The sequence below is a fragment of the Pseudomonas sp. GM17 genome, assembly GCF_000282175.2.
GTDB classification, from domain to species: Bacteria; Pseudomonadota; Gammaproteobacteria; order Pseudomonadales; family Pseudomonadaceae; genus Aquipseudomonas; species Aquipseudomonas chlororaphis.
The window spans coordinates 2351239-2370601 of sequence record NZ_CP124732.1; the positions used below are offsets into that span (position 1 = coordinate 2351239).

Here is a 19363-nt window from a genome sequence, read left to right on the forward strand (position 1 = left end):
CCTGTAGATGCCCTGTCCGGGGCATCGTTGAAAATGGAACTGATTCTATCTGGCGGCTGCCGCGATCGATGGAGCGATACTCCGTCGGTGGCTGCCTGCACCGTTTTGTAAGGTTTGAACCATGCGCGTTCTGATTGCCGAACACGATCACGCTATTTATGCCCGTTTGTTGCGTCAGCTGGCACCTGACCTGGAAGTGCTCACCAGCGGCGATTCCGCCGAGCTGTCGAAGCTGGCCGCCGACTGCCCGGTCTGGCTCGGCCAGCCGGACCTGCTGGCCACCCTGTTGCGCCAGGGCCACCAGCCGCAGTGGCTGCAATCGACCTGGGCCGGCATCACGCCGCTGCTCGCCGACGGCCTGCCACGCCATTACCGGCTGACCCGCGCCGTGGGGATCTTCGGCCAGGTCATGGCCGAATACGTGCTCACCTACATGCTCGGTCACGAGCGCGAAGTCTTGGCGCGCCTGGTCAGCCAGGTCGAGCGCAAGTGGGATAACCGCACGGGCCAGAGCCTGGCCGGGCGCAAGGTGCTGATCGTCGGCGCGGGCGATATCGGCCAGAGCGTGGCGCAGTTTCTCTTGCCGTTCGGCGTCGAACTGTACGGCATCGCCAGTGAAGCCCGGGAGCAGGCGCCGTTTGTCGAAGTCGCGGCCTTGGCGGACCTGGGACGTTTGGTCGGTGAGGTGGATTATGTGGTCAACCTGCTGCCCAACACCCCGCACACCCATGACCTGTACGACGCGGCGCTGTTCAAGTGTTTCAAGCCGACCGGCCTGTTCATCAACGTCGGTCGCGGGGTCGCGGTGGTCGATGCGGATCTGGTGGAAGCCTTGAAGGAAGGGCATTTGGCGGGGGCGGTGATCGACGTCTGCCGCCAGGAACCGCTGCCGCAGCGCCATCCGTTCTGGACCGCCTGGGGCCTGTTGCTGACCGGTCACAGTTCGGCGCCGACCTCGCCGACCCTGATGGCGCAGCTGTTCATCGACAACCTGCGGGCCTATCAGGCCGACACGGCGTTGCGTGGCGAAGTGGATTTCACCCGCGGGTATTGAGGGGAATCACAGACTCTGTAGCCGCTGCCGAAGGCTGCGATAAGTCCGAAGGACTTCAGCGATCTCAAGATCCTGCGCCCACGTTGTGGGCGATCGCAGCCTGCGGCAGCGGCTACAGGTTGCTGGTTTACAGGCTGAAATCGCCTTCGGCCGCGGTTTCGCTCAGCGGGCGACGCGGGCTTGGCTCTTCGCGGGCCTGCAAGTATTCGGCGAGGCTCGCCTTGTCACCCAGCTTGCCGACGGCCACGGCGGCATGCAGGGCATAACCTTCTGGAATCTTCAGCTCCTTGCGGGTCAGCTCCTGGTCGAACCCGGCCATGCCGTGGGTGTGCCAGCCGCTGATGCTGGCTTGCAGCGCCAAGTGGCCCCAGGCCGAACCGGTGTCGAAGGTGTGCCACAGGGCCGGGGTTTCCTCGCTGGCGCCAGGCGCGGTGAAGGTGGTTTTCGAGATCACGATCACCAATGCCGAGGCGTGCTGCGCCCAGCCACGGTTGAACTCGTTGAGCAGGCCGAGGAAACGTTCCCAGTTCGGCGTGTCGCGGCGCGCATACAGGAAGCGCCACGGCTGCGAGTTGTAGGCCGACGGCGCCCAGCGCGCGGCTTCGAAGAAGCTCAGCAGGGTTTCCTCGGGAATGGCTTCGCCGGTGAAGGCGCGCGGCGACCAGCGCTCGGTGAACTGCGGGTGGATGGCGTACTCGGCAACGCGGGGATTGGCGCTCATGACAGGGATTCCTGGCTACGTTTGAGAATGAAAGGTGGATAAACCGGCAAGCGCAGTTGAACTGAGCAACGGGGTTTTTCCTGACCCTGGGCGATTCACCGGTGCGACGCGGTCGAGCGTTAATGGCACGCGGACATAGGGCTTTGCGACAGGCAAAGCTACTGCGCGGCATGCGGCCTGACAAGTAGTGCCTTACCGACAGTCGCCAGCGCTTGGCCCGCGGGGCCTTGGGCACTAGACTGGCGGCCTTTTCCCTGTCCGATACCGATTACCTGAGCCATGGCCGCCAAAGTTGAACCCTTCTGGATCCGCAAAACCCTCGAACAACTCGATCAGGAGGAGTGGGAGTCGTTGTGCGACGGTTGTGGCCTGTGCTGCCTGCAGAAGCTCGAGGATGAAGAAGACAACAGCGTCTACTACACCCGCATCGCCTGCAAACTGCTGGACCTGAAGACCTGTCAGTGCAGCGACTACGCCAACCGCCGGGCCTCGGTGCCGGATTGTATCCAGCTAACCCCGGGTAAGGCCGATGAGTTCAAATGGCTGCCGCCGACCTGCGGTTATCGCCTGGTCAGCGAGGGCAAGGACCTGCCGCTCTGGCACCATCTGGTGTGCGGTGACCGCGACGCGGTGCACCATGAGCGCATTTCCCAATCCGGACGGATGCTCGCCGAAGGCAGCGTGGCCGAGGAAGACTGGGAAGATCATCTGATTTTCCGCGCCGGCTGAGGGTACGCCGCGCTCGCGTTCAAGGTTGTTTCACGAAGGAGTGTGTATGGCTGTGGGGGCAAGGCTGGCGCTGGCCGGCTGGCTGCTGGTGCTCAGTGCGCCGGGGTGGGCGGCGAAAAAAGTCGATCTGGATTACCACGTGCGCCTGTTGCCGCAGAGCGATCAGGCCGAGGTGCGCCTGACCCTGGCGGACGGCGCGGCGGTGCGCAGCCTGGATTTCGACCTGGGCACGCATGGCGATTACAGCGACTTCAAGGCCGACGGCCAATGGCAGTCCGGCGCGGCCAAGCCTCCCGCGGTACAGCGCGGCGTATGGCGCCCGGCCGGCGGCAAGGCCAGCCTGAGCTACCGGGTGCGGATCAGCCACAGCCTGAAGAAGGACAGCTTCGACAGCCGCATGACCCCGCACTGGGCCTTGTTGCGTGGCGACACGCTGGTGCCGGCGGCGAAGCTCGACCAGCAGGACGGCATCGAGCTGGTGTCGCGCCTGGAGTTCGAGTTGCCCGCGGGCTGGAAAAGCGTGGAAACCGCCTGGCCGCGGATCGGCAAGAACCGTTTCCGTATCGATAATCCCGCGCGCCTGTTCGACCGGCCCACCGGCTGGGTGCTGGCCGGTGCCCTGGGCAGTCGTCGCACCCGGCTGGGGGAGACTGAAGTCACGGTGGCCTCGCCGCAAGGGCAGGGCATGCGGCGCATGGATGTGCTGACCCTGCTGACCTTCGTCTGGCCGCAGATCCAGGCAACCTTTCCCCGTCATCCAACCAAGTTGCTGATCGTCGGCGCGGCCGACCCGATGTGGCGCGGCAGCCTGGCCGGGCACGATTCGCTGTTCTTGCACAGCCGCCTGCCGCTGGTCAGCGAGAGCGGCACCAGCCCGCTGCTGCGCGAAGTGATCCAGGTCTTTGCCCGGATCAATGACAGCGAGCGCAGCGACTGGATCGGCGAGGGGCTGGCGGAGTACTACGCCATAGAGTTGATGCGCCGCGCCGGCGGCATGAGCGACGAGCGTTACCAGGCCCTGGAGACCCGGTTGGCCAAGAGCGGCCACGGCGTCAGCAGCCTGCGTGGCGAACAGGTGGACGCGCCGGTGGTGGCCAGGGCGGTGCTGCTGTTGCAGGAACTGGATCGGGAGATCCGCCTGAAGACCCGCAACAAGCGTTCGCTGGATGACGTGACCCGGGCGGTGATGCGTCTGGAGCGTGTCAGCACCAAAGAGTTCATCCAGCTCAGCGAGAGCGTGCTGGACGGCTCGTCGAAGGTGCTCGACAGCGATTTGTTGCGCTAGTGGGGTCGACCGCTTTGCGGTCATCGCGAGCGAGCTCGCTCCTACAGGTTTTGCGCAACCCCCTGTAGGCGCGAGCTTGCTCGCGATAGCGCCGGTTCATTCAACGCGGCGTTCGAGGCCGCCGATCAAACCCCGGCCTTGGGCGATTTCAACGAATCGTTGCCGGTTACGGTCGCGGTACGGGTGGCCGCCTCGGCATTGGCCTTGAGGGTTTTCAGCTCCGCGCCGGCACGCTCGATCTTCGCCCGCACGTTATTCATATCCTGGCGGCTCTTCTCCAGCAGGCTTTTCGCCGAGCTGTGGCCGGTGATGCCACGGGCCAGGGCGACCCCGCCGATGGCCACCTGGATCAGGCCGAACACACCGCCACGGCGCAGGCCCTTGCCGACCATCACCACGCCGCCGGCCAGCGAGCCGATGCGCTCCCAGCCTTGTACGTTCTGCTCCGCCGGGCTCTGGAAAGGGGTGGTTGCGATGGGTTCCAGTTGTTTGCTGTCGCTCATGATCTGTCTCCAGGGGGGATGGATATAAAGCTGACTGCGCTGGCGCGGCGCTTGTTCCATCGAATGTACGGCGAACTTGAAGCAGTGCTCAGAACTTGGGGCCGGAGCGGGTGTTGTTGCCCTTGGCCAGGCGGTCGTAGAGCACCACGTTGACGGTGGCGGCGAGGTTCATGCAGCCGGTGGTCGGGATATAGACCACGTCTTCGCACCAGTCGCGGATGTCCTTGTCCAGGGAGCCGTCTTCCGGGCCGAAGATGTACAGCGCGCGATCCGGGTGGGTGTACTCCGGCAGCGAGCGGGCGCCTTCCACCAGTTCCACCGCCACCGGCACGCAGCCCAGGGGCAGGATCTTCTTCAGGTCGTCGATGCCGATCAGCGGGATGTCCTGATGGACTTTCTTGGTGTCAGTGACGAAGTCGCGGGCCCGTTCATAGCGCTTGCCGGTGTAGAACACCGACGCGACGCCATAGCAACCGGCGGCGCGCATCACCGAACCGACGTTCTCCGGTGACTTGGGGTTATACAAACCAATGCAGCTGTACCTTTTGTTTGCCACGAGCGGGGTGCCTTCGAGAAAAATCGCGATTATACGGGGATTGGACGAGGGGCGTGAGGCTCGTGGATAGCAGCGTCCCGGCTGACGCCAGCGCAAGCAAGCTCGCTTCTACAGAGGTACGCAAGAGCTGTAGGAGCGAGCTTGCTCGCGAAAGAAAGGACCGGACAAAACAGCCGTGGGGACGTTATTCGTCGTCTTTCTTCATCAACCCCGCCAGCGCGGCGAAGGGGTTGTGGGTGGCCTTGGCGACTTTCGGCGTGCTCAGGGAGCCTTCGCCGAAGTACTGCTGGTCGGTATAGCGCGAGTGTTCGTTGTCGTGGCAGTACAGGCACAGCAGTTCCCAGTTGGAACCGTCCTGCGGGTTGTTGTCGTGGTTGTGGTCGCGGTGGTGCACGGTCAGCTCGCTCAGGCGCTTGCCGGAGAACTCACGGGCGCAGCGCCCACAGACGTGCGGGTACATCTTCAGGGCCTTGTCGCGGTAGCCCATCTCGCGGTCGCGCTGGGCGTCGGCGAGGATGCGGTCGAGCTTGGAGGTGTTGGTCGAACTCATGGGTTCACCTTTATGCAAAGACTAATGACGGTAATGAGCCCAGTTTAGCTCAGGCCTTGAGCTTCTCGGCAATCCAGATGGTGTGGCGGGTGCCCTTGTTGCCGTGGGCGAAGACTTGCACTTGCTCGGCCTTGAAGCCGGCCTTGCGCAGCTTGTCGGAGTATTGCTTGTCGGCGCTGGCCGACCACACGGCCAGCACGCCCTTGGGCCGCAGGGCCCTGGCGCAGGCCGCCAGCCCGGCGGCGGAGTACAGCCAGCTGTTGGCCTTCTGGGTCAGGCCTTCGGGGCCGTTGTCGACGTCGAGCATGATCGCGTCGAACCCCTGGGGTTCGGCCTGCAGCACCTTGGCCACGTCTTCCAGGCGGATCACCGTGCGCGGGTCGAGCAGCGGCCGGCCGGATTTCTCCCCGAGCGGTCCGCGGTTCCATTCGACCACCCCCGGCACCAGCTCGGCGACCACCACTTCGGCGCCCTTGCCCAGGTGCTTGAGGGCCGAGGCGAGGGTGAAGCCCATGCCCAGGCCGCCGATCAGCACCCGCGAATTCGGCCGCCCGGCGACCTTGCGGCAGGGGATCTCCGCCAGGGCGTCTTCGGAGCCGTGCATGCGGGTGTTCATCAATTGCCCGCCGTCGCCGCCCTGGATCTTGATGACAAAATCCTCGCCGTATTCGAACAGGCACAAGGCACCGCCATTTTCGGGAATCGGGGTGGTGTCCAGCAGAACGAAACGTTTCATGAGGGTCTCAATGAGGAAGGCAAACCGCCCCGGTTGGGAGTAGCCTGAGGGCTGACAATAGCGATGGAGCCATTGATGAAGCGCACTATTCTAACGGTCATTGCCCGCGCAGCGCTCTTGCTAAGTGCGGCGCTCGCGATGAGCGCCGTGCACGCCGAGGAACTGCAGGCAGTGCCCGTGACTCCGGTCCCCGCCGCCGGCTCGCCCGGCACCGCGACCCCGACCCCTTATCCGCAAGTCACGCCCCCCAGCACCCCCAAGGCCACGGCTCATGGCGGTGCGCCATTGCTACCGCCGATCGACATGCCCAAGCCGCCGAAGGACCAGACCTTGCCAGGGTTGCAGCAGAACGAGACGAAAACCAGGACCCCGGGTAGCTAGACCTGTTGCGACAGCAACTGCCCGTCGGCCATGCGCAGGCGCCTGGACAGTGACACGGCGAGGGCGCGGATGATCTTGGCGGCGATCTTCGGCGCGTCGTTGAGCATTTTCTCCAGCGAGTCCTTGCCCAGGTTGAGCAACCGGCAATCGCTGGCGGCCACGCAACTGGCCGAACGCCGTTCGCCATCGAGCACCGCCATCTCGCCAAAGGCCCGACCGCTGCGCAGGGTGGCAATGGTCACGCGCACGCCTTCGCTGTTGGTCTTCTGCACCGCCACCTGGCCGGAATGGATGATGCACATGAAGCTGCCGGCATCACCTTCGCGGAAGATCTCCTGGCCCTGGGCGATGCTGCTGATGCTGAAGTAGCCAGCGGCGGCATTGAAGTCGGCCGGCAAGAGCTGATCGAACAATCCGCAGTCCATCAGCCAGTCGCGGATTTCATTGTTCAACAAGGTAGGTTCTGGCATGTCGTCACGGTCTTTTTCTTGTGTCTGTTGCGGTCCCGGGCAGGTGCGGTATGGCTCGGGGCCGGCGGTCCTGGGTTAAGACAGGAGCGCCGGCCGGAGTTCCTCAGGCAATGCCCAGAATCTTGAAAACAAATGCATATTCGAGCGCTACGTCACGCAATCCCTGGTAACGCCCGCTCATCCCGCCGTGGCCTGCGCCGAGCTCGGTCTTGAGCAGCAGCAGGTGGTCGTCGGTCTTGGTGGCGCGCAAGCGGGCCACCCACTTGGCCGCCTCCCAGTACTGCACCCGGCTGTCGTTGTACCCGGCGATCACCAGGGTCGCCGGATAGGCCTTGGCCTCGACATTCTCATAAGGCGCGTAGGCCTTGATCCGCGCGTAGACCTCGGGCTCCTCCGGGTTGCCCCATTCGTCGTACTCGGTGACGGTCAGCGGCAGCTCGGGGTCGAGCATGGTGTTGAGCACATCGACGAACGGCACCTCGGCGATCGCCGCCTTGAACAGTTCCGGGCGCTGGTTGAGCACCGCACCGATCAACAGTCCGCCGGCGCTGCCGCCGCTGATGGCCAACTGCTCGGAAGTGGTCAGGCCCTGGGCAATCAGGTGTTCGGCGCAGGCGATGAAGTCACTGAAGGTGTTCTGCTTGTGTTCCTGCTTGCCGGCGCGGTACCAGGCTTCGCCCAGCTCGCCGCCGCCACGCACGTGGGCAATGGCGAAGGCCACGCCGCGCTCCAGCAGGCTCAGGCGCGCATGGGAGAACCACGGGTCGAGGCTTTCGCCGTAGGCGCCGTAGCCGTAGAGGTACAGCGGTGCCGGCCGGCCCAGGGCTTCGCGCTTGATCACCAGGCTGATCGGCACCTGGGTGCCGTCGGCCGCGGTCGCCCACAGGCGCTGGCTGACATAGGCGTCCGGGTCGAACACGCCCAGCACCGGGGTTTCCTTGAGCACTTTCTGTGCGCCGCCGGCCAGATCCAGCTGGCGGATCTGCGCCGGACGGTTCAGCGCTTCGTAGCGCAGGCGGATGCGCTGGCTGACGAATTCCAGGCTGTTTTGCACATGCAGGCTGTAGGCCGCATCCGGCAGTTGCACGCGATAGGCCGGCAGGCCCTCGGGGTGCACCTCGATGATCGGCAGGCCGCCTTCGCGCAGGCTCAGGGTCATGGCCGAGCTGTTCAGGCTCAGGCCTTCGAGCATCACGCTATTGCTGTGGGGGATCAGGTTCTGCCAGTCGGCTTCACCCGGCACCGTGCCCTGGTCCGGCGCCTGGTAGAGGGCGAAGTTGATGCCGTCGCGGTTGCTGCGGATAAACCAGGTCCACTGGCCGTCGAGCAGGCCGTGGTCGACGTCGTATTCATGGTGTTCGACCCGCGGCGCCAGGCAGGTAAAGGCCTGCTGCGGCTGCGCCGCGTCGAGTACCCAGACCTCGCTGGTGGTCTTGCTGCCCAGGGACAGCAGCAGCTGTTTCTCCGAGCTTGAGCGGTAGCAATGCAGGAAAAAGCGCCCGTCCGGCTCATGGAACACCTCTTTGGCGGCGGTGCCGTCCAGGCGATAACGGAACAGCTTGTGTGGGCGGTGGGTGTCGTCCAGCTCGCCGAAGAACAGGGTCAGGCTGTCGTTGGCCCAGGTCATGCTGCCGTCGCAATCGGCGAACGCCAGTTCGCTGACCTTGCCGCTGGACAGCTCCTTGACGAACAGGGTGTAGACCTCTTCGCCGCTGGTATCGAGGCTGTAGGCCAGGCGCTGGTGGTCGGGGCTGATGCTGAAGGCGCCGAGGGAGAAGAAACCACCCTTGGCCAGTTCGTTGGGGTCCAGCAGCAGTTGTTCCTGGCTTTCGTCGACGCTCAGGCTGTCGTCGGCCGGGCGCGGGCAGCGGTAGTGCCGGGCGTATTCGTCGCCGGCGGTGGTGCGGGTGTAATACAGGTACGGGCCCCAGGGGGAGGGCAGGGACAGGTCGGTCTCGAGGATCCGGCCCTTGATTTCATGGAACAGGGTTTCACGCAGCGCCGCCTGGTCGGCGAGGGCGGCTTCCTGGTAGCTGTTTTCGGCCTTCAGGTAATCGAGCACGGCATCGGTGTCGCGCTCCTGGAGCCAGGCGTACGGGTCCGGGCCTTCGGCCTTGCGGGCGATCGGGGCGCTGGTGACGTGGGCGGATACGGGCATGAAGGGCTCTCGGGGCGGTGACAATTAAGGGCGCGGCAGACGGCGGTGCAGCCTGGCATGCGAAAAGCCGTTATCATAAGCGCCTCTTTGCCTGCCTTGCCATGGACACCATGACCGAGAACGACTATCTGATCGCTTGGGGGCTCTACGCCTTCGCCGCCTTGGGCTGCCTGCTGGTGTGGATGCGCCTGACCCGCTGGATGTGGCGCTGGCTGCGCGAGCCGCTGCGAGTGCTGGTGGCGGTGCTGCTGTTCAGCCCGACCGTGGTCGACCCGGCCAAGGAAATGTTCGCCCCGGCCGTGGCCATCACCGCCCTGGACATGCTGTTCAAGGTCGGCAACAACGCCTGGCGCGCGGTCTCCGACCTGTTCATGTATGGCGTGATCGCCTTCGGCATCTACCTGGTGTTCGTCCTGATCCGCTGGCCGATCGAGCGCGCCTCCAAGGCCCGTCAGGAACAGGCCGAAGCCGCCAAGGCCGCGGCCCGTGCCGAAGAGCCGGACGACCAGCCTTTCGGCGGTGCCGGCGACGATCGCTACGGCCGCCCGCCAGTGCCCAGCAACCCCCAGCGTTCGCGGATCGAGCCGCGTCTGTAACACGCATTGAAGCGAGAGTCCGAGCATGTGTGAGTTATTGGGCATGAGCGCCAATGTACCGACCGATATCGTGTTCAGCTTTACCGGGCTGATGCAGCGCGGCGGGCGCACCGGCCCGCATCGCGACGGCTGGGGCATCGCTTTCTACGAGGGCCGCGGCCTGCGCCTGTTCCAGGACCCGGCGGCGAGCAGCGAGTCGGAAGTGGCCAACCTGGTGCAGCGCTACCCGATCAAGAGCGAAGTGGTGATCGGCCACATTCGTCAGGCCAACGTCGGTAAGGTCTGCCTGTCCAACACTCATCCGTTCGTGCGCGAGCTGTGGGGGCGCAACTGGTGTTTCGCCCACAACGGCCAGCTGGCGGACTTCCAGCCTCCCACCAGCTTCTATCGTCCGGTGGGCGATACCGACAGCGAAGCGGCTTTCTGCGACCTGCTCAACCGGGTGCGCGAAGCCTTTCCCGAGCCGGTGGAAGTCGAGGAACTGCTGCCGTCGCTGGTGGCCGCCTGCGCCGAATATCGCGGCAAGGGCGTGTTCAACTGCCTGCTCAGTGACGGCGACTGGCTGTTCTGCTATTGCTCGACCAAGCTGGCGCAGATCACCCGCCGCGCGCCCTTTGGCCCGGCCCGCCTGAAGGACGTCGATGTGATCGTCGACTTCCAGGCGGAAACCACGCCCAACGACGTGGTGACGGTGATCGCCACCGAACCTTTGACCGAAAACGAAACCTGGACTCGCTACGAGCCGGGCCAATGGAGCCTGTGGCGGCGCGGTGAATGCGTCCTGCACGGCCAGACCGAATAAGGACATCCCTATGTTGCTCAGTTATCTGCGGCTGGTGTTGTTTGCGGCCGGCCTGTTGGTCGGCGTCCAGGTGCCGGGGTTCATCGGCGATTACGCCAAGCGTGTCGAGGCTCACCTGATCGAGGCCCAGGCCAGTCTTCAGGGGTTCCAGGGCACCGCCAACCAGTTCTTCAAGGGCGATCTGCAGGCGCTGGTCGCCCACTATCGGGCCAGCGACGATCCGGTGTTCCGCAGCGACGCCGACAGCCTGGGCAATCTGCTGGTTCGCCAGCGCGCCCTGGACAAGCAGTTCCAGGCCATGCAGGGCCCGTGGTACATCCGCCTGCTGCAAGTGGTGCTGGCCGCCGACCCGGATATCCGCCAGGAAACCTGGAATGGCTACAGCTACCAGATCCTGCTGACCCCGCAAGCGATGATCTGGGCCATGAGCGGCGCCTTGCTGCTGTCGTTCGGCCTGGAATGCCTGTATCGCCTGATCGACTGGGTGGTGCTCGGCGGCAAGCGCCTGCGCCAGAGCCGGCCGATCGAAGAGCGTGACTTGAAGGGCTTGTGATGTAGCCGCTGCCGCAGGCTGCGATCGACGGCGCAGCCGTCGTAAACCAGCCGACGCGTTTTTCCAGGCAGATCGCGGATGCAGGTTGTACGGCAACTGCGTTGCCGTTCGCAGCCTCGCAGGCTCGGCAGCGGCTACAAAAGCATTCGCGGCGGATCAGCCTGCCAGGACGATGTAGTTCTCGCCGACCTTTTGTGCATAACGCTCCAGCACTTGCTGGCACAGCACCACCACCTCTTCCACCAGTTCGACCCCCACCCGCCATGACACCACCACCTGCAGGTTCGGCGGGCGCTGGTCGATGGCCAGCAGGGTCAGTTCGCCGCGCGCCAGTTCCTCGCTGACCAGCACCGGCGGCAAGGCGCCGATGCCGAAGCCGTCGCGCAGCAGGCGGGTAATGGCCGACACCGAGTTCACGCAGTTGAGCCGTGGCGCGGTCACCCCGTTGGCCTGCATCAGGCTCAGCACCTCCTGGTGCGGCAGGGAGTTCTTCGAGTAGGTGATGATGCGTTCCCGGGCCAGCTCGGCCAGGTTGGCGTACTCGCGGTTGTAGATCGAGTGGCTGGCGACTATCCAGCCCATCGGGTGGCTGGCCAGTTCCAGGCTGCGAATGGATTCCTGGCGCAGCAGGTCGGTTTGCAGCACCAGGTCGAGAAAGCCTTTCTGCAACTGGTCGCAGAGGTTCAGCGAGGTGTCGGCCACCAGCTCGATTTCCACCTGGGGATAGCTGTCCATCATCCGCGCTACCAGGGGGCTGAGCCAGGTGTGGATCACCGTGTCCATGACGCCGATGCGAATCCGCCCGACCTTGCTCGAACGGGTCTCGATCGACTGCTTGAGTGCCTGCATGGTGTCCATCATCTGCTCGGCATAGTCGAGTACCTTGAGGCCTTCCGGGGTCAGGGTCACGCCGCGCGAGTCGCGCAGGAACAGCTTGACCCCCAGTTCGCCCTCGAGCACGGCGATGCGGCTGGAGATCGACGCCTGGGTGGTGAAGAGTTTGTCGGCGGTCAGGCGAAAGCTTTTCAGGCGCGCCACCCAGACAAAGGTTTCAAGAAACTTGAGGTTCATGCGATCAACTTTTCTTATGTCTGGAGGCGGTTTTTATTAGTTGGACGGAGCAGGGCGCGGGCGCCAAAAATCGCTGCGTCTCACGATAAGCGTCGTCGGGACCCAGAACAATATTAATAAAGTGGAGATTTGCCATGAGTGCGCCCGACACGCTCGCCGCCAGCAAGGCCAAAGGCCGCGCCGGCCCCTTCGACTGGTACCGCGACATCAATCAGCAGGAGCGCCGCACGTTCTGGAGCTGCAAGGCCGGTTACGGCCTGGATGGCATGGACACCCAGATGCTCAGCTTCGTCATCCCGACCCTGATTGCGCTGTGGGGCATCAGCTCCGCCGAGGCCGGCCTGATCCACACCAGCACCTTGCTGGCTTCCGCCCTGGGTGGCTGGATCGCCGGCATCCTGTCCGATCGCATCGGCCGGGTGCGCACCCTGCAACTGACCGTGCTCTGGTTCGCCTTCTTCACCTTCCTGTGTGGCCTGGCGCAGAACTACGAGCAACTGTTGATCGCCCGGACCCTGATGGGCTTCGGTTTCGGCGGCGAGTGGACCGCCGGCGCGGTGCTGATCGGCGAAGTGATCCGCGCGGAAAACCGCGGCAAGGCGGTGGGCATGGTGCAGTCCGGCTGGGCCTTGGGCTGGGGCATCACGGCACTGCTCTATGCGCTGATGTATTCCCTGCTGCCGCCGGAAGACGCCTGGCGCGCCTTGTTCCTGCTGGGCATCCTGCCGGCGATCTTCGTGATTTTCGTCCGCCGCCTGGTCAAGGACCCGGAGATCTACCGGCAGACCCGGGCCCGGGAAGTGCCCGACAACCCCTCGCGCTTCTACGAGATTTTCGCCCCCGGCATTCTCAGCACCACCCTGCGCGCGTCGCTGCTCGCGGCCGGCGCCCAGGGCGGCTACTACGCCATTACGTTTTGGCTGCCGACCTTCCTCAAGACCGAGCGGGGCTTGAGCGTGCTGAGCACCGGCGGCTACCTGGCGATGGTGATCTTCGGCTCCTATGTGGGCTATGTGATCAGTGCTTATCTGACCGATATTCTTGGGCGCAAGAAGAACTTCGTCCTGTTCGCCGCCGGCTCGTTCACCATCGTCCTGCTGTACACGCAAATGCCGGTGAGCAACGCGGTGATGCTGTGGCTGGGTTTTCCCCTGGGCTTCTTCGCTTCGGGGATCTTCAGCGGCATGGGCGCCTTCCTGACGGAGCTGTTCCCCACGCGGATCCGCGGATCGGGCCAGGGCTTCTGCTACAACAGCGGCCGGGCGCTGGCGGCCCTGTTCCCGCTGCTGATCGGGCTGCTCAGCCAGCACATCCCGCTGGGCGCGGCCATCGGCACCTTCGCCGCTGTGTCCTACGGCATCGTGGTCCTGGCGGCCCTGAGCCTGCCGGAAACCCGTGGCAAACAACTCGAAGCGCGCTAACTGATAATCTGTGGGCATCCCGCGCGATTCCCGCAGCCAACATGACAAACGCTACAGGAGCACTGACCGTGAGCCGCCTGTTATTGAATTGCGACATTGGCGAAAGCTTTGGCAACTGGACCATGGGCCTGGATGCCGAGGTGATGCCGTTCATCGATTGCGCCAACATCGCCTGCGGTTTCCACGCCGGCGACCCGAGCATCATGCGCAAGACCGTCAGCCTGGCCCTGGCCAATGGCGTGCGTATCGGTGCGCACCCGGCGTACCAGGACCTGGCCGGTTTCGGCCGCCGTTCCATGGCCTACGGCGCCCAGGAACTGCAGGACCTGCTGCACTACCAGATCGGCGCCCTCGACGGCATCTGCCGGGCCCAGGGCACTCGGGTGAGCTACGTCAAACCCCATGGCGCCATGTACAACGACATGATGGCCAACCCGGCGCAGCTGCGCGCGGTGATCCAGGCGGTTGCCGCCTACGACAAGACACTGCCGCTGATGTTGATGGCCACCCGTGACAACGGCGCGGCCCAGGCCCTGGGCGACGAGTTCGGCGTGACCCTGTGGTTCGAAGCCTTCGCCGACCGTGCCTACGACAACGCCGGTCACCTGGTTTCGCGGCAACTGCCGGGGGCGGTGCATCACGACCCGGAAAAGATCATTGCCCAGGCCTTGACCATCGCCCGCGGCGACGCGCTGCTGGCCAGTGACGGCAGCGCCTTGCACCTGCAGGCCAATACCCTGTGCGTGCACGGCGACAACGCCAGTTCGGTGGCCGCCGTGCAGCGTATTCGCGCGGCCCTTGCGCAGTTGCCAGCATGAAAATACGCCTTGAAGTGGTGGCCATCGATTGCCTGATGGTGCGCCTGTTCGATGCCATCGCCGAGGCCAACATGCCGTGGATGCTCGCTGCCAGCGAGCGCCTGCGGACGGCCTTCGGCGGGCAGTTGATCGATCTGGTGCCGTCCTATACCACGCTGATGGTGCACTACGACCTGCGGGCCCTGAGCCCGTCCCAGGCGCGGGAACTGATCGATCTGGCCCTGACCGACCTGACCCCCGATTCGCGCACCGGCGGCCAGCGCCATGTGCTGCCGGTCTGGTACGACCTCAGCGTCGGCCCGGAGCTGAGCCTGTTGTCGCGGCGCAGCGGCCTGTCGGTGAACGAGGTGATCCGTTGCCACAGCGAGCGTGAATACCAGGTGTTCGCCTTGGGTTTCGCCCCGGGTTTCGCCTTTATGGGGCTGGTGGACGAAGTGCTGGCCGCGCCGCGCCTGGATACCCCGCGCAAGCGGGTGGCGGCGGGCAGCGTGGGCATTGCCGAACGGCAGACCGCGGCTTATCCGGTGGTGTCGCCGGGAGGCTGGAACCTGATCGGGCGCACACCGAGCCGCCTGTTCGATCGCGAGCGCGATGGCTACAGCCTGATGCAACCGGGCGACAGCGTGCGTTTCGCCGCGGTGGACCACGCCGAATTCATCCGCCTGGGCGGTGACGACACGTCACTTCCGGAGGCACTGGCATGAGCCGCCTGACGATCGAAGCCAGCACGCCCTTGTGCCTGTTGCAGGATGCCGGTCGCTTTGGCGTGCGGCACCTGGGCGTGACCCAGGGCGGCGCGCTGGACTGGGTGTCGATGTCCTGGGCCAACTGGCTGCTGGGCAACGCCCTGGATGCGCCGGTGATCGAGATCACCCTGGGTGGTTTCAGCGTGGTCGCCGAGGAGTTGTGCCTGCTGGCACTGGCGGGCGCCGACCTGGGGGCCTGTATCGACGAGCGTCCGCTCAGCCCGGGGCGCAGCTTTATTCTGCAAAAAGGCCAGCGGTTGCGTTTCACCCAGCCGTACCTGGGGGCGCGGGCCTATCTGGCGGCGCCCGGCGGTTTCAATGCGCCCAAGGTGCTGGGCAGTTGCGCCAGTGTGGTCCGCGAGGAACTGGGCGGGCTCGACGGCTTCGGCCGGCCACTGGCCGCGGGCGCGCGGCTGGAGTATTGCGGGGCAGGGGTGAACCTCAAGGTGCTGTCGGGCAAGCAACTGCCGGACCTGCAATCGAAGGCGCCACTGGAGGTGATTCTCGGGGCGCAGATTGGGCAGTTCAGCGGGCAGAGCCTGTTCGATGCCTTCAACAGCGCCTGGGCCCTGGATAGTCGCGCCGACCGCATGGGCATGCGCCTGCTGGGGCCGTCACTGCGTTATCAGGGGGCGCCGATGATCTCCGAGGGCATTCCCCTGGGCGCGATCCAGGTGCCGCCGGACGGCCAGCCGATCGTGCTGCTCAACGACCGGCAGACCATTGGCGGGTATCCGCGGCTGGGAGCCTTGACGCCCCTGGCGCTGGCGCGGCTGGCGCAATGCCTGCCGGGTAGCGAGGTACGCCTGACGCCGGTGGTGCAGGAGACGGCGTATCAGCAGCAGATCGAGTTTCTGCGGCGCTTCGCCTGATCCCTGTAGCCGCTGCCGCAGGCTGCGGCTACAGGGATCGCGTTGGATGGGATCCTATTTGGAGAGAAACCGCATCCCTTCTTCCAGGCCGCGCAAGGTCAGCGGGTACATCTGGTCTTCGATCAGTTCGCGCACGATGTTGGTCGAGGCGGTGTAGCCCCAGGTGTCTTTCGGGTAGGGGTTGATCCAGATGAGCTTCTTGTACTTCTCCATGAAGCGCTGCATCCACACATAACCGGCTTCTTCGTTCCAGTGCTCGACGCTGCCGCCGGCCTGGGTGATTTCGTAGGGCGCCATGGCGGCGTCGCCGACGAAGATCACTTTGTAGTCGGCGCCGTACTTGTGCAGCACGTCCTGGGTCGAGGTGCGTTCCGAGCCGCGGCGCAGGTTGTTCTTCCACACCGATTCATAGATGAAGTTGTGGAAGTAGTAGTACTCCAGGTGCTTGAACTCGGTCTTGCAGGCCGAGAACAGCTCTTCGCAGATCTTCACGTGGGCATCCATGGAACCGCCGATATCGAACAGCAACAGCAGCTTGATGCTGTTGCGCCGTTCCGGGCGCATCTGGATGTTCAGCAAGCCGGCGTCGCGGGCGGTGTGATCGATGGTGCCGTCGATGTCCAGCTCGTCCGCCGCGCCCTGGCGGGCGAACTTGCGCAGGCGGCGCAGGGCCACCTTGATATTGCGCGTGCCCAGTTCCACCGAGTCGTCGAGATTCTTGTACTCGCGCTGGTCCCAGACCTTGACCGCCTTGCCCTGGCGCTTGCCGGCATCGCCGACGCGGATGCCTTCCGGGTTGAAACCGCCGGAGCCGAAGGGGCTGGTGCCGCCGGTGCCGATCCACTTGTTGCCGCCGGCATGGCGTTCCTTCTGTTCTTCCAGGCGCTTCTTGAACTCTTCGATCAGCTTGTCCAGGCCGCCGAGGGACTGGATCTGCGCCCGTTCCTCATCGCTCAGCGAGCGTTCGAACTCCTTGCGCAGCCAATCCTCGGGGATCAGCGCCTGCAGGTGGTCGTCGAGTTTTTCCAGGCCGTTGAAGTAGGCGCCGAACGCGCGGTCGAACTTGTCGAAGTGCCGTTCGTCCTTCACCAGGATTGCCCGGGACAGGTAATAGAACTCGTCCATGTCGGCGAAGGTCACGCGCTGCTTGAGCGCGTTGATCAGGTCGAGCAGCTCGCGCACCGACACCGGAACCTTGGCGGCGCGCATTTCATTGAACAGGTTGAGCAACATGGCATCAGCCTCTTAACGACTGCCGCGACGGCTCATGAATGCCAGGCGTTCGAGCAGCTGTACATCCTGCTCGTTCTTCACCAGGGCACCGGCCAGCGGCGGGATGGCCTTGGTCGGATCGCGTTCGCGCAGCACCGCTTCGCCGATGTTGTCGGCCATCAGCAGCTTGAGCCAGTCCACCAGCTCGGAGGTCGAAGGCTTCTTCTTCAGGCCCGGCACTTTGCGCACGTCGAAGAACACATCCAACGCTTCGCTGACCAGGTCCTTCTTGATGTCCGGGTAGTGCACGTCGACGATTTTCTGCAGGGTGGTGCGGTCGGGGAAGGCGATGTAGTGGAAGAAGCAGCGGCGCAGGAAAGCGTCCGGCAGCTCTTTCTCGTTGTTGGAGGTAATGATGATGATCGGGCGCTGTTTGGCCTTGATGGTCTCGTCGATTTCGTAGACGTAGAACTCCATCTTGTCGAGTTCCTGCAACAGGTCGTTGGGGAACTCGATGTCGGCCTTGTCGATCTCGTCGATCAGCAGGATCACCCGCTCCTCTGATTCGAAGGCCTCCCACAGCTTGCCCTTCTTCAGGTAGTTGCGGATGTCATGCACCTTGTCCACGCCCAGCTGCGAGTCTCGCAGGCGGCTCACCGCGTCGTATTCGTACAGGCCCTGGTGAGCCTTGGTGGTGGACTTGATGTGCCAGGTGATCAGCCTGGCACCGAAGGACTCGGCCAGTTGCTCGGCGAGCATGGTCTTGCCGGTGCCCGGTTCGCCCTTGACCAGCAGCGGCCGCTCCAGGGTGATGGCGGCATTGACTGCCAGCTTCAGGTCATCGGTGGCGACGTACGCGCTGGTGCCTTCGAACTTCATCTGCAATTCCTCGAACGGTAACGCCGACGTGCATCGAGCAGGTCGGAAGAATAAAACACGAATGGCCGACTATAGCGCGCCGCCCGGCCGACTGTGAACGCAGACGCCCCATTCAGTCTCTGAATGGGGCGTCACGTGGTGACTCAGTCAGTGGACGGCTTGGGACGCTCATACTGGGCATTGAAGGCTTCGATGAAACCATTGCGTAAAATCTGCAAAAAAGCATGGAATGCGCTGATATCACGCTGATGTACGCTGCCTTTGAGTTCGACCCGGGTGGCGAACTGGTTTTTCCCCTGGTTTTTCAGCACGGTTTCGCTGACCCCCACCAGGGCTTCCCAGATCGAACGGAATATCCCTTTGTCCTTGTTCTCGACATCCTGTTGCCAATTGAACACATCGACATCGCGCAGCAGCGGCTTGATATAGCCGGTGAGCTGGCCCTTGTTGGCTTCGGCTTCGATCACCAGGTCGCCGTGGCCGGCGTTGAAGTCGAATTTGCCATAGGCGGCGGCGAAGTCGTTCAAGCGCTTGAGTTCGATATCCCGCACGCGCAGGCGGAACTCGAAGTCCTGGAAGTCGCTCAGTGGGTCGAAGGTGGCGTTGGTTTCCAGCGGCGCATGCCCCAGCAGCAGGGCCTTGCCTTCGAGGCGGGCGTCGCGTTTGCCTTGGGTGTCGACCACGTTGGTCAGGTTGTAGGCGCTGGCGTTGACCTGGGTGGCGCTCATGTTCACCGGCGGTTTGGAGTTGAAGTTGCGGAAACTGATCTTGCCGTCGCTGACCTGTACTTCGTTGAGGGTGATGGGCAGCAGTTTGTTCAGCTGGGCCCGCCAGTCGGTGCCTTCACCGGTTTGCGAGTTCTTTTTGGTGGCACCGTCGACGAAGTTGACCTGCGGCCCGACGAATTGCACTTCGGCCACCACCGCATGGTCGTACCACAGGGAGCGCCAGCTCACTGACAGATCGACCAGCGGTGCATTGACGAACGGCACCGGCACCTTGCCGTCGACCTTGACGATTTTCAGGCCGTTGATCCGGTAGGCACCGCGCCACAGGGCCAGGTCGACATCGGCGATCTGGCCACGGTAGTCGCCCATGTTGGCGAGCCGGTCATTGAGGTAATCGCGCACCAGATAGGGCAGGGCGATGTGCAGGGCAACCAGCAGCACCAGCACCCCGGCGAGGGTCCACAGGGGCCAACTGTAGCGACGTTTCATGAGCTTGAGTCTCCAGCCATGTGCCTTATAGCG

22 protein-coding genes are annotated in these 19363 nt (G+C 64.3%); 11 read left to right on the top strand and 11 right to left on the bottom strand.

Features of this window, described 5'->3' with window-relative positions; all coding sequences use genetic code 11:
• The first annotated feature begins 121 nt into the window (after positions 1–121).
• The gene (locus PMI20_RS10610) at positions 122–1054 is read left to right on the top strand and encodes a D-2-hydroxyacid dehydrogenase (RefSeq protein ID WP_007926914.1); all 933 of its coding nucleotides are present in this window, start codon (positions 122–124) and stop codon (positions 1052–1054) included.
• 127 nt (positions 1055–1181) lie between these two features.
• Here the strand turns inward: PMI20_RS10610 and PMI20_RS10615 are convergent, their stop codons facing one another.
• Entirely contained in the window at positions 1182–1775 is a 594-nt protein-coding gene (locus PMI20_RS10615) for a nitroreductase family protein (RefSeq protein ID WP_007926913.1), read from the bottom strand.
• Positions 1776–2054: 279 nt separating this feature from the next.
• Between PMI20_RS10615 and PMI20_RS10620 the strand changes: the two genes are divergently transcribed.
• Positions 2055–2504, top strand: coding sequence for a YcgN family cysteine cluster protein (locus tag PMI20_RS10620; RefSeq protein ID WP_007926912.1), 450 nt, complete (start codon positions 2055–2057; stop codon positions 2502–2504).
• Positions 2505–2550: 46 nt separating this feature from the next.
• Positions 2551–3789, top strand: coding sequence for a hypothetical protein (locus tag PMI20_RS10625; RefSeq protein ID WP_007926911.1), 1239 nt, complete (start codon positions 2551–2553; stop codon positions 3787–3789).
• Positions 3790–3914: 125 nt separating this feature from the next.
• On the opposite strand, the gene PMI20_RS10630 is transcribed toward PMI20_RS10625, so the two are convergent.
• The 4 genes from PMI20_RS10630 to PMI20_RS10645 form a co-directional block, all read right to left on the bottom strand.
• A complete protein-coding gene (locus PMI20_RS10630) occupies positions 3915–4292 on the bottom strand; it encodes a YgaP family membrane protein (RefSeq protein ID WP_007926910.1) in 378 nt (125 codons plus the stop codon).
• Between the two features lie 88 nt (positions 4293–4380).
• Positions 4381–4848, bottom strand: coding sequence for an RNA methyltransferase (locus tag PMI20_RS10635; RefSeq protein WP_007926908.1), 468 nt, complete (start codon positions 4846–4848; stop codon positions 4381–4383).
• Positions 4849–5032: 184 nt separating this feature from the next.
• Positions 5033–5398: a YajD family HNH nuclease gene (locus PMI20_RS10640; protein ID WP_007926907.1), complete on the bottom strand. Its 366-nt coding sequence runs from the start codon at positions 5396–5398 to the stop codon at positions 5033–5035.
• A 49-nt stretch (positions 5399–5447) separates the two neighbouring features.
• Complete coding sequence (locus tag PMI20_RS10645; protein ID WP_007926906.1) at positions 5448–6134, bottom strand: spermine/spermidine synthase domain-containing protein; 687 nt, start codon at positions 6132–6134, stop codon at positions 5448–5450.
• 75 nt (positions 6135–6209) lie between these two features.
• Here PMI20_RS10645 and PMI20_RS10650 point away from each other — a divergent pair, with 75 nt between their 5' ends.
• Complete coding sequence (locus tag PMI20_RS10650) at positions 6210–6515, top strand: hypothetical protein (RefSeq protein WP_007926905.1); 306 nt, start codon at positions 6210–6212, stop codon at positions 6513–6515.
• Here the strand turns inward: PMI20_RS10650 and PMI20_RS10655 are convergent.
• Together PMI20_RS10655 and PMI20_RS10660 are read right to left on the bottom strand one after the other, a co-directional pair.
• Entirely contained in the window at positions 6512–6985 is a 474-nt protein-coding gene (locus tag PMI20_RS10655) for a cyclic nucleotide-binding domain-containing protein (RefSeq protein ID WP_007926904.1), read from the bottom strand. The genes PMI20_RS10650 and PMI20_RS10655 overlap by 4 nt on opposite strands.
• A 103-nt stretch (positions 6986–7088) precedes the next feature.
• Positions 7089–9143 (bottom strand): S9 family peptidase, encoded by a 2055-nt coding sequence (locus tag PMI20_RS10660; RefSeq protein ID WP_007926902.1) that lies wholly within the window; start codon positions 9141–9143, stop codon positions 7089–7091.
• 101 nt (positions 9144–9244) lie between these two features.
• Between PMI20_RS10660 and PMI20_RS10665 the strand changes: the two genes are divergently transcribed.
• The 3 genes from PMI20_RS10665 to PMI20_RS10675 are packed head-to-tail and all read left to right on the top strand — an operon-like array spanning position 9245 to position 11094.
• Complete coding sequence (locus PMI20_RS10665; RefSeq protein WP_007926901.1) at positions 9245–9739, top strand: hypothetical protein; 495 nt, start codon at positions 9245–9247, stop codon at positions 9737–9739.
• A gap of 25 nt (positions 9740–9764) precedes the next feature.
• Complete coding sequence (locus PMI20_RS10670) at positions 9765–10541, top strand: class II glutamine amidotransferase (protein WP_007926899.1); 777 nt, start codon at positions 9765–9767, stop codon at positions 10539–10541.
• Positions 10542–10551: 10 nt separating this feature from the next.
• Positions 10552–11094 (top strand): DUF2937 family protein, encoded by a 543-nt coding sequence (locus tag PMI20_RS10675; protein WP_007926897.1) that lies wholly within the window; start codon positions 10552–10554, stop codon positions 11092–11094.
• Positions 11095–11250: 156 nt separating this feature from the next.
• Here PMI20_RS10675 and PMI20_RS10680 read toward each other — a convergent pair whose 3' ends face one another.
• Complete coding sequence (locus PMI20_RS10680) at positions 11251–12165, bottom strand: LysR family transcriptional regulator (protein WP_007926895.1); 915 nt, start codon at positions 12163–12165, stop codon at positions 11251–11253.
• 134 nt (positions 12166–12299) lie between these two features.
• On the opposite strand from PMI20_RS10680, the gene PMI20_RS10685 reads away from it, so the two are divergent.
• The 4 genes from PMI20_RS10685 to PMI20_RS10700 all read left to right on the top strand — a co-directional run bounded on the left by PMI20_RS10685 (position 12300) and on the right by PMI20_RS10700 (position 16022).
• Positions 12300–13586, top strand: a complete 1287-nt coding sequence (locus tag PMI20_RS10685; protein ID WP_007926893.1) for an MFS transporter — start codon at positions 12300–12302, stop codon at positions 13584–13586.
• Between the two features lie 68 nt (positions 13587–13654).
• Complete coding sequence (locus PMI20_RS10690) at positions 13655–14404, top strand: 5-oxoprolinase subunit PxpA (protein ID WP_007926891.1); 750 nt, start codon at positions 13655–13657, stop codon at positions 14402–14404.
• Complete coding sequence (locus PMI20_RS10695; protein WP_007926889.1) at positions 14401–15108, top strand: 5-oxoprolinase subunit B family protein; 708 nt, start codon at positions 14401–14403, stop codon at positions 15106–15108. Before PMI20_RS10690 ends, PMI20_RS10695 begins: the two co-directional genes overlap by 4 nt.
• Positions 15105–16022, top strand: coding sequence for a 5-oxoprolinase subunit C family protein (locus PMI20_RS10700; protein WP_007926887.1), 918 nt, complete (start codon positions 15105–15107; stop codon positions 16020–16022). Before PMI20_RS10695 ends, PMI20_RS10700 begins: the two co-directional genes overlap by 4 nt.
• Positions 16023–16076: 54 nt before the next feature.
• Here PMI20_RS10700 and PMI20_RS10705 read toward each other — a convergent pair whose 3' ends face one another.
• From PMI20_RS10705 to PMI20_RS10715, 3 genes are all read right to left on the bottom strand, one after another.
• Positions 16077–17255 carry a vWA domain-containing protein gene (locus PMI20_RS10705; RefSeq protein WP_007926886.1) on the bottom strand — a complete coding sequence of 393 codons (1179 nt, stop codon included), beginning with the start codon at positions 17253–17255 and terminating at the stop codon, positions 16077–16079.
• Positions 17256–17267: 12 nt separating this feature from the next.
• A complete protein-coding gene (locus PMI20_RS10710) occupies positions 17268–18113 on the bottom strand; it encodes an AAA family ATPase (protein WP_007926885.1) in 846 nt (281 codons plus the stop codon).
• Between the two features lie 143 nt (positions 18114–18256).
• Entirely contained in the window at positions 18257–19330 is a 1074-nt protein-coding gene (locus tag PMI20_RS10715) for a DUF748 domain-containing protein (protein ID WP_007926884.1), read from the bottom strand.
• Positions 19331–19363 lie beyond the last annotated feature (33 nt).

Bases quoted from the DNA above. Each gene is read 5' to 3' on its own strand.
- PMI20_RS10695 (WP_007926889.1), top strand. From the start codon at position 14,401: ATGAAAATACGCCTTGAAGTGGTGGCCATCGATTGCCTGATGGTGCGC.
- PMI20_RS10705 (WP_007926886.1), bottom strand. From the start codon at position 17,255: ATGTTGCTCAACCTGTTCAATGAAATGCGCGCCGCCAAGGTTCCGGTG.
- PMI20_RS10615 (WP_007926913.1), bottom strand. From the start codon at position 1,775: ATGAGCGCCAATCCCCGCGTTGCCGAGTACGCCATCCACCCGCAGTTC.
- PMI20_RS10660 (WP_007926902.1), bottom strand. From the start codon at position 9,143: ATGCCCGTATCCGCCCACGTCACCAGCGCCCCGATCGCCCGCAAGGCC.
- PMI20_RS10625 (WP_007926911.1), top strand. From the start codon at position 2,551: ATGGCTGTGGGGGCAAGGCTGGCGCTGGCCGGCTGGCTGCTGGTGCTC.
- PMI20_RS10650 (WP_007926905.1), top strand. From the start codon at position 6,210: ATGAAGCGCACTATTCTAACGGTCATTGCCCGCGCAGCGCTCTTGCTA.
- PMI20_RS10715 (WP_007926884.1), bottom strand. From the start codon at position 19,330: ATGAAACGTCGCTACAGTTGGCCCCTGTGGACCCTCGCCGGGGTGCTG.
- PMI20_RS10640 (WP_007926907.1), bottom strand. From the start codon at position 5,398: ATGAGTTCGACCAACACCTCCAAGCTCGACCGCATCCTCGCCGACGCC.
- PMI20_RS10610 (WP_007926914.1), top strand. From the start codon at position 122: ATGCGCGTTCTGATTGCCGAACACGATCACGCTATTTATGCCCGTTTG.
- PMI20_RS10620 (WP_007926912.1), top strand. From the start codon at position 2,055: ATGGCCGCCAAAGTTGAACCCTTCTGGATCCGCAAAACCCTCGAACAA.
- PMI20_RS10630 (WP_007926910.1), bottom strand. From the start codon at position 4,292: ATGAGCGACAGCAAACAACTGGAACCCATCGCAACCACCCCTTTCCAG.
- PMI20_RS10670 (WP_007926899.1), top strand. From the start codon at position 9,765: ATGTGTGAGTTATTGGGCATGAGCGCCAATGTACCGACCGATATCGTG.
- PMI20_RS10655 (WP_007926904.1), bottom strand. From the start codon at position 6,985: ATGCCAGAACCTACCTTGTTGAACAATGAAATCCGCGACTGGCTGATG.
- PMI20_RS10665 (WP_007926901.1), top strand. From the start codon at position 9,245: ATGGACACCATGACCGAGAACGACTATCTGATCGCTTGGGGGCTCTAC.
- PMI20_RS10685 (WP_007926893.1), top strand. From the start codon at position 12,300: ATGAGTGCGCCCGACACGCTCGCCGCCAGCAAGGCCAAAGGCCGCGCC.
- PMI20_RS10710 (WP_007926885.1), bottom strand. From the start codon at position 18,113: ATGAAGTTCGAAGGCACCAGCGCGTACGTCGCCACCGATGACCTGAAG.
- PMI20_RS10675 (WP_007926897.1), top strand. From the start codon at position 10,552: ATGTTGCTCAGTTATCTGCGGCTGGTGTTGTTTGCGGCCGGCCTGTTG.
- PMI20_RS10680 (WP_007926895.1), bottom strand. From the start codon at position 12,165: ATGAACCTCAAGTTTCTTGAAACCTTTGTCTGGGTGGCGCGCCTGAAA.
- PMI20_RS10700 (WP_007926887.1), top strand. From the start codon at position 15,105: ATGAGCCGCCTGACGATCGAAGCCAGCACGCCCTTGTGCCTGTTGCAG.
- PMI20_RS10645 (WP_007926906.1), bottom strand. From the start codon at position 6,134: ATGAAACGTTTCGTTCTGCTGGACACCACCCCGATTCCCGAAAATGGC.